At 63.1% G+C, this 7,309-nt stretch carries 10 protein-coding genes; 7 read left to right on the forward strand and 3 right to left on the reverse strand.

Annotated features, from left to right (window positions below; genetic code table 11):
* From ACN0T5_RS21135 to ACN0T5_RS21165, 7 genes are all read left to right on the forward strand, one after another.
* Window positions 1–1,114: AAA family ATPase (locus ACN0T5_RS21135; RefSeq protein WP_417770583.1), on the forward strand; the 1,114-nt coding region annotated here is incomplete at its 5' end.
* Between the two features lie 77 nt (window positions 1,115–1,191).
* On the forward strand, window positions 1,192–2,349 hold the full coding sequence (locus ACN0T5_RS21140; protein ID WP_164194035.1) for a sigma-70 family RNA polymerase sigma factor: 1,158 nt from the start codon (window positions 1,192–1,194) through the stop codon (window positions 2,347–2,349).
* 11 nt (window positions 2,350–2,360) lie between these two features.
* Window positions 2,361–3,008, forward strand: a complete 648-nt coding sequence (locus ACN0T5_RS21145) for an HdeD family acid-resistance protein (protein ID WP_417770584.1) — start codon at window positions 2,361–2,363, stop codon at window positions 3,006–3,008.
* Between the two features lie 211 nt (window positions 3,009–3,219).
* A complete protein-coding gene (locus ACN0T5_RS21150; protein WP_078530852.1) occupies window positions 3,220–3,840 on the forward strand; it encodes a hypothetical protein in 621 nt (206 codons plus the stop codon).
* 1 nt (window position 3,841) lies between these two features.
* A complete protein-coding gene (locus ACN0T5_RS21155; protein ID WP_164194027.1) occupies window positions 3,842–4,420 on the forward strand; it encodes an NADH dehydrogenase ubiquinone Fe-S protein 4 in 579 nt (192 codons plus the stop codon).
* Between the two features lie 159 nt (window positions 4,421–4,579).
* The gene (locus ACN0T5_RS21160) at window positions 4,580–4,855 is read left to right on the forward strand and encodes a thioredoxin family protein (RefSeq protein WP_235958054.1); all 276 of its coding nucleotides are present in this window, start codon (window positions 4,580–4,582) and stop codon (window positions 4,853–4,855) included.
* Window positions 4,856–4,904: 49 nt separating this feature from the next.
* Window positions 4,905–6,050: a cation:proton antiporter gene (locus ACN0T5_RS21165; protein ID WP_164194025.1), complete on the forward strand. Its 1,146-nt coding sequence runs from the start codon at window positions 4,905–4,907 to the stop codon at window positions 6,048–6,050.
* Window positions 6,051–6,219: 169 nt separating this feature from the next.
* Here the strand turns inward: ACN0T5_RS21165 and ACN0T5_RS21170 are convergent, their stop codons facing one another.
* From ACN0T5_RS21170 to ACN0T5_RS21180, 3 genes are all read right to left on the reverse strand, one after another.
* Complete coding sequence (locus ACN0T5_RS21170; RefSeq protein ID WP_164194022.1) at window positions 6,220–6,360, reverse strand: hypothetical protein; 141 nt, start codon at window positions 6,358–6,360, stop codon at window positions 6,220–6,222.
* A complete protein-coding gene (locus ACN0T5_RS21175) occupies window positions 6,357–6,485 on the reverse strand; it encodes a hypothetical protein (RefSeq protein WP_417770585.1) in 129 nt (42 codons plus the stop codon). The genes ACN0T5_RS21170 and ACN0T5_RS21175 overlap by 4 nt, the downstream gene beginning before the upstream one ends.
* A 183-nt stretch (window positions 6,486–6,668) precedes the next feature.
* Window positions 6,669–7,309, reverse strand: a 641-nt coding sequence (locus tag ACN0T5_RS21180; RefSeq protein ID WP_417770586.1) for an IS5 family transposase, incomplete at its 5' end; no start/stop codon positions are given.

The raw sequence follows: 7,309 nt of genomic DNA on the forward strand, positions 1-7,309 counted from the left end.
CACCGGGGTTCCGGTCACTGAACTGACCACCGAGGAGAAGGACAAGCTTCTCAAGCTCGAAGACAAGCTGCACGAGCGCGTCATCGGCCAGGAAGAAGCCATCCACGCCGTGGCCGATGCGGTACGTCTCGCGCGCGCGGGTCTGCGCGAAGGCTCCGGTCCGACTGCGACCTTCCTCTTCCTCGGGCCGACCGGCGTCGGCAAGACGGAACTGGCCAAGACGCTGGCCGAGGTGATCTTCGGCGATCAGGATGCGCTACTCAGGATCGACATGTCGGAATATGGCGAGCGTCACGCCGTGGCACGGCTGGTCGGCGCGCCTCCGGGCTATGTCGGCTATGATGAAGGGGGGCAGCTGACCGAAAAGGTCCGCCGCCGGCCCTATTCGGTGGTGCTGCTCGACGAGATCGAGAAGGCGCACCCGGACGTCTACAACATCCTGCTTCAGGTGTTCGACGACGGGCGTCTGACCGACGGCAAGGGCCGCGTGGTGGACTTCACCAACACGATCATCATCGCCACCTCGAACCTCGGTTCGGACATCATACAGCGCAACCTCAAGAAACGCGGCACGAAGGAGTTCGACGAGGCAAAGCAGAAGTCCGAGCTGATGGACGTGCTGCGCGGCCACTTCCGGCCGGAATTCATCAACCGGATCGACGAGATCATCGTCTTCCATTCGCTGAACCAGTCGGAGATCCGCCAGATCGTCGAATTGCAGTTGAACCGGGTGAAACGCACCGCGGCGACACAGGGCATCGAGCTCGAATTCGACACCAGCGTGCTCGATCATTTTGGCGCCGTCGGCTTCCGCCCCGAATTCGGTGCCCGCGAGCTGCGCCGGCTGATCCGGTCGGAGCTGGAGACCGAGTTGGCCCGCGAGATGCTCTCCGGGCGGATCGAGGATGGTGACAAGGTCCGCGTCGCCTGGTCGGAGGACGAACAGAGGGTCGTGTTCGAAAAGATCGTAAAGGACACCGGTGACGACAGCCCGGACGATCCGGCCCAAGCCGGGATCGGCGAGTCCAGCGAAGTTTCCGAAAACAAGACGGACGTTCCGAAGCCCAGCGTTGGGGATGAGGTCCAGTCCAAGGACGACAAGTCCGCCGAGTGACAGCGCAAAAGACTGGCCCGGCGCGATATCGGTCGCGCCGGACCATCTCTTCGGAGAGTTATAGGAAGGTCCACGGCATGAACGTCATTAGATCATTCCGCAATCTCGACCGGCACGGCCAACAGCGCGCGCCTGAGGTCATCGAGGAAGAGGTGCGGCAACTTGAACCGCACCTTGCGCGCTTTCGCGAGGATCTGGTCCGGCTCGAAGTCGTTGCCTCGCAGGCGAGGGGCAAGAAGCGCATCAAAGTCAGCCTGCGCCTGCAACTGCCGTCGGGCGTGATCGTGGCGCGGGAAGAGGGATTCGAGATCGAGCCTGTCCTGCGCAAGACCTTTGCCGACCTGCGCCACCAGGTCGATCGGCATGTGGCGCGCCTCAAGCACGAGCCTGAATACAAGCGCCCCGCCCGCCGGCGCCGGATCGGCGCCCCGCTGCCGCCCGCGCGGGATGCGGCGGAAGCGGACCGGCGCCAGCTCTTCTTTGACCTGATCGAGGATCATCTCGATACGGTCTACGATACCGTCAGGCGCGAGTTGACCTATCTCGAGTGTAGCGGGCCTGTGCCGGCTGGCTACCTGAGCGTTCGCGATATCGTCGATGCGACGATCCTCAAGGGGCTGGCCCGCTTCGAGGATCGGCCTTCGGAGTTTTCCGTCGGCGACTGGCTGAAACGGCTGGCTTTTCAGACCATCGAGGAAGAATCCCGCGCCTCCCGCCGCGCCGTGCCTGAGGATGCCGCCTCCATCGAGGCGGAACCCGAGGCCCCGGCGGAGGATCCGACAGAGGCGGATCAGGCGATGTTCGAGTTCTACCAGCCCGACGAAGTGCTGATGCTGGAGGACCTCATCGCCGACGACGGCGGCACAGACCCCGAGAGCCAAGCGGATCGGCATAAGATCGCCATGGTGCTGCACCGGGCAATCGCCGATCTTCCGTCGGTCGAACGCCGCGTTCTCTATCGGCTCCACCTCGACAACGCTACGATCGCGGAGACGGCAGACCTTTTCGGCCTGACCGAGACAGAGGTCGCGGAGATTGCAGAAAATGCGGGCGCGACACTACGCGCGAGGCTTGCCGAAGCCGGGTTGGTCAGAGAACCATCAGGCCGCGCGCCCGTCCAACGGGAAATCGCTCACACGCAGCGTCTGCCTCAGCCGATCGAGGATCGCCGCCGCTTGGCCGCCGCCCTAACCGGCGAGGAGGCCGGCTCCGATACCTTACATGGAACTGAATAGGTGATCGACCAATGACCACAGCCTCTGAAAACCCGACCGACAAGATGCAGGACATGCTGTGCAGCCTGTCCCGGAATTGGTGGACATTCGTGTTACGCGGCGTGCTCGCATTGATCATCGCAGTGCTAGCCTTCGTCATGCCTGCGGAATCGCCTCTGGCGCTCACGCTGGTCTTCGGCGCGTTCGCCTTTGCCGACGGCGTGTTCGGCCTCGTCGCCGCGATACGTAACATCCGCAAGGGCGAACGCTGGGGCTGGCTGATGTTCAGCGGCATTCTGGGCATCGCCACGGGCGTCGTCGTGGTTGTCTCGCCTTTTGTCGCGACGCTTGTGCTTGCGACATTCCTCTGGGCCATCATCGCCTTCTGGTCCGTGTTCTCGGGTGCCCTCGAGATCGCGGCAGCGATCCGCCTGCGAAAGGAAATCGACGGCGAAATCTGGCTGATCCTAAGCGGCCTTCTCTCGGTCGTTCTTGGTGTCGTCGTGACCTGGATGCTGCTGACGCGCCCGGTCGAAAGCTTCCTCGCGCTCGGCTGGCTGATCGGCTTCTACGCCGCGTTCTTCGGGGTGATGATGATCCTCCTCGGGTTACGGCTTCGCAAGGCGGATCGTTCGGACGGTGCGGCCTTCGATGACGCTCCCCCATCGGCAAAGGCGTGAGGTGCCCTGTGGTGCATGACGGGCGACTTGCCGGCGAGGAGCACGATTTCACCCGATGGGACGAAACGATCTTCGACCGTTGCCGGAGCACCGGCTTCAATCCGTTCGGCAGCGGTCCGACGCCAATCTTCCTGCGGCACCGGGACGCAGAGGCGCCGGACGCGGATGCAAAGCCGTGCATGCCACCTGACACCGAAAATGCGAGGTGCTGATGTCGAACCGCCTGCCTGACTTGGCATTTGCTGGTGCTGCCGCTGCCTTGGGCATCGGAATCCTTTTCGTTTTTCGTTCGATGTATCTTGCCGAAGACATACTGCCTTTCGCGCAGGAGATGACGCTCATCTTCCTCGGCGCTGTCGTGACGATCATTCTGACCGCGGCGCTTCTCAATCGCCAGACCGATCTCGAGCTTCGCAAGGAAGGAAGGGTCATCATCCTCCAGCAGCAATGCGACATTTACATGGCCTGTATCGAGAAGGTCGCAGAGATCGTGGAAACCGCAAGGCACGATGCGAAGCTGATCGATGAACTGCGTGTTCTCAGCCACAAGCTGGCTGTGGTCGCGAGTGCAGGGGTCGTGTCCAGCTTCGAGCAGGTACTGGAGAGCTTGCAGTCCGGTTTTGCTGACGGCACGCTCTCGGACGGGGACGGAGAGGGCGTGATGAATGCCGTCGCCGATCTCACGATAGCGATGCGGTCGGACGTCCTTCACGCTGCTGCCTTTCCTTCGCAGAACACCGAACGCGCCGTTCGCCTGAATTCGAGGCGAATGGAAAAACTCGACGATCTCGAACGTCACCTTCTCGTATCCACCGACACCCGGGAGAACTGATATGCGCGGCCATAATCGTCCACCATTCCCGCCGAAAATTCCCGGAACCGATCTGCCATCCTGGGACGTGCCAACGGCAATCATCTACCGTCCTGCCCGTTCCGCGATGACATCAGCGCCTCGGCCCAACTACTGGGTCCTGGAGTTCGAGCCGTCCCGGCCGCCGCAGATCGACCCGCTGATGGGACCCTCCAGCGACGATCCCTATCGCCCGATCCGGCTGAAATTCCCCGACCGCGATAGCGCCGTGGACTTCGCAGAGCGGCAGGACTGGCATTATGTCGTGCGCGAGGACGCCCCGCACCGCACCGCGCCCAACCCCTGGCGGGGGCAGGAAAGGCACCGACTCTACAAGGGGGCCGATGCGCCGGGGGCCTTTCGGGTCTCCTCCGGGACGGGTCAGGGGCATTCGGACCACCGCCTGCGAAGGACGGTCGATCAAGATGGCCCGCGGGATCTGTCCGGGACCGATGATCGCCCGCTCGATCCGGTGCTTGAGGCCGATCTCGAATCCTTCCCCGCTTCTGATCCGCCGGCCTGGACGGGCGTGACCGTCGCGGCGGGGCGGCGCAAGACGTGACGCCCCGCCTTAAGAGTTGAGACTTTGCCACACCCCAACCGAGGAGAGACGAAATGTCTAACACCAAGACAATTGAGAACCTGAACAAAGCGCTCAGGATGGAGATCAGCGCCACACACCAGTATCAGCTTCATGCCCATGTTCTGGAGGACTGGGGTCTTGTCGGTCTCGCCGCGCAATCCTCGTCGATTTCTGGCCGAGTGGTGCGGGCCATGCAAGATGATGGCGCCCCAATTCGAAGCGGCGGCGCGCTCGCTCGAACCCCGTGTCCGCCTGGGCAAGCTCGATACGGAAGCCGAACAGCAGATCGCCGGCCGCTACGAGCTCCGCGGCATTCCCACCATTATCCTCTTCAAAGGCGGCAAGGAAATCGCGCGCCACAGCGGCGCGATGTCTGCCGCCCAGATTGCGCAATGGGCGCAATCGTGGCTCTGATGATTTTGGCTCCTGGCCTTCCCTGCGCCATGCGATTTGGATAAGTCAAATGCACAGCGTGACCGGATTTCTCGAAAGTGCGGCCCTGCTGGTCGGTGTGGCATTCGTGTTCGTCACGACGTGCTCACGGGTCGGCGTGCCCAGCATCGTGGGATACATCCTGACCGGTCTGTTGATTGGGCCGGCCGGTTTCGGCCTGCTTGCTCAGAGCACCGCCCTCACCAACATCGGCGAGATTGGCGTGATACTCTTGCTGTTCGCGCTCGGCCTCGAATTCTCGTTCGAGAAGCTTGTGACGCTCAGGCATCACGTTTTCGGTGTCGGCGGCGCGCAGGTCGCGATCACGACAATACTCGCTGCGGTCGTGGGAAGTCTGGCATTCGGCCTCGCGCCCGTCGCCGCGATCCTTGTCGGCGGGGCCGTTGCCATGTCGTCCACGGCCATGTGCCTCAAGGTGCTCGCAAGCGTGAACGCTCTAGGATCGGCCCAAGGGCGCCTCGCCATTGCAGTGCTTCTGTTTCAGGATTTGGCAGCCGTCGCATTTCTGCTTCTTCACGATGCAATGAGCGGGGCCGCCGAAGGGTATGCCGTGATAACGGTCGCCGCCGGTGCAACGGCAATGGTTGCAGCTCTGTTCATTGCCCGTGGCCCGGTGCAGATACTTGCCCGTTGGGTAGCGTCGCGTGGCGATCCGGAACTTGCCCAACTCCTCGCGCTTACCATTGCACTAGGCTCTGCGATTGTCGCGGCCACCGCCGGCCTTTCTCCGGCACTCGCCGCATTTGCGGCCGGCATGATTATCGGCGAGGGCGACGCGCGCCATGCGGTCGAGAACGAGATTAGACCCTTCCGCGATTTGTTTGTCGGGATTTTCTTTATCGGCATCGGAACACAATTGCCACTTTGGATCATTCCTTCTGCATGGCCTGTCGTGCTGATCTGGCTTGTCATTCTTCTCGTGGGCAAGACGCTGATTGTTATGGTCGTCGCCCGACTATTCGGCGAGTCGTTTCAGACCTCATTGCGCACCGGAATCATCCTGGCCCACGGAGGAGAATTCAGCCTGATGCTGCTATCGGTTTCCTCGGCGTCGGGCATTGTTGCGGAGGAATTCGCCGGCCCTATCCTACTCGCGGTTGGTGCGAGCATTGTGGTCGGAAGTCTCATGATCAGGCGGTCGGGACTGAACGCCTGAGTTTTCCGTCCACAGATGATCTCGGCAGCTGGAGCGGTTACAGTCGGGCGGCAAGGCCAGGACCTTCTGCGGCGGCCGATACCTTTTTCTACCCTCGACCTTTTTGGGCGTCCGTATTCCGGAACCGCTCGGCGCACCGATCCCGAAAGGATAGACGTGCGCGCCCGGATCAGACCCGCGGATGCCGCGCCGCGATCTTGCCCTGGACCACGGCGATCACTTCGCCCTCGTCCAACGGCTGCCAAGGCTCGTCGCTCCGCGGCACGCTGGCGAGCAGGCAGACCTCCTGTGCCGCGCCGGTGAGCGTCATGCCGGCTCCGTCCGGCGCGGGTGGGCATGGGCGAAGTGATCGCCATCGGCATAGAGGAAGTTGGCCGGCCCGAGGCGGCGCAGCTCGGCCGCGAAACCCGCCACGAGACCGAGCCTCTCGGCCAACGGCGGCGTGGCCCCTTCGGCGGCGCGCCTGGGGACCTCGAGCTGGTCCAGAAGGAGGCAAAACGCACGATTCGCAATCGGTCTCGCCCACGGGCAGGAACCGACCGGGCGGAACGTCGCCCCCGACGAGGCGCTGTTGGATAAATCAGCTGGCGAGCGCAATCCCCCTTTCCCCGGGCACACCTATCCTGCGGCCACGATCATCGGGATGCCGAGTGCCGTGAAGCAGTTGAGGACCGCCACCCGGATCTGGACCTCCGCCACCTGACGGTCGAATTCCCGGGACATCAGCCGCTGGCCGAGCAGCGTCACGCAGTTCATTTTTGTCTCGACCCTGCTGCGCCGGTGGTACCCGCTCCAGTTCCGCCAGAGGGCCCGGCCCAGGTGCTTCGATGCTCGCAGGATCTCGTTGCGTGCGCGAGCTCCTGCCGTGTCCGGCTTCCAAGGCCGGGCGTTTCGACGGGGTGGAATGATCGCTGCTGCACCACGGGCCGCAATGGCATCGTGGCAGGCGCGGGTGTCGTAGGCACCGTCAGCCGTGACAGTGGCGATGTCCTCGTTCGCCGAGATCTGGGCGAGAAGGTTCGGCAGCATCGGGGCGTCGCCGACATTGCTTGAGGTGACCTCGACCGCCCGGATCTCCAGCGTTTCCTCATCAATTCCGAGGTGGATCTTGCGCCTTACGCGCCGCTTGGAGCCGCCATGCTTGCGCGCGTGCCACTCGCCTTCACCTTCCACCTTGATGCCGGTGCTATCGACGAGCAGGTGAATCGCCCCCTTGGAGCCGCGATATGGGATGGTCACGTCCAAGGTCTTCTGCCGCC

Source organism: Stappia sp. (genome assembly GCF_048261845.1).
Classification (GTDB): domain Bacteria; phylum Pseudomonadota; class Alphaproteobacteria; order Rhizobiales; family Stappiaceae; genus Stappia.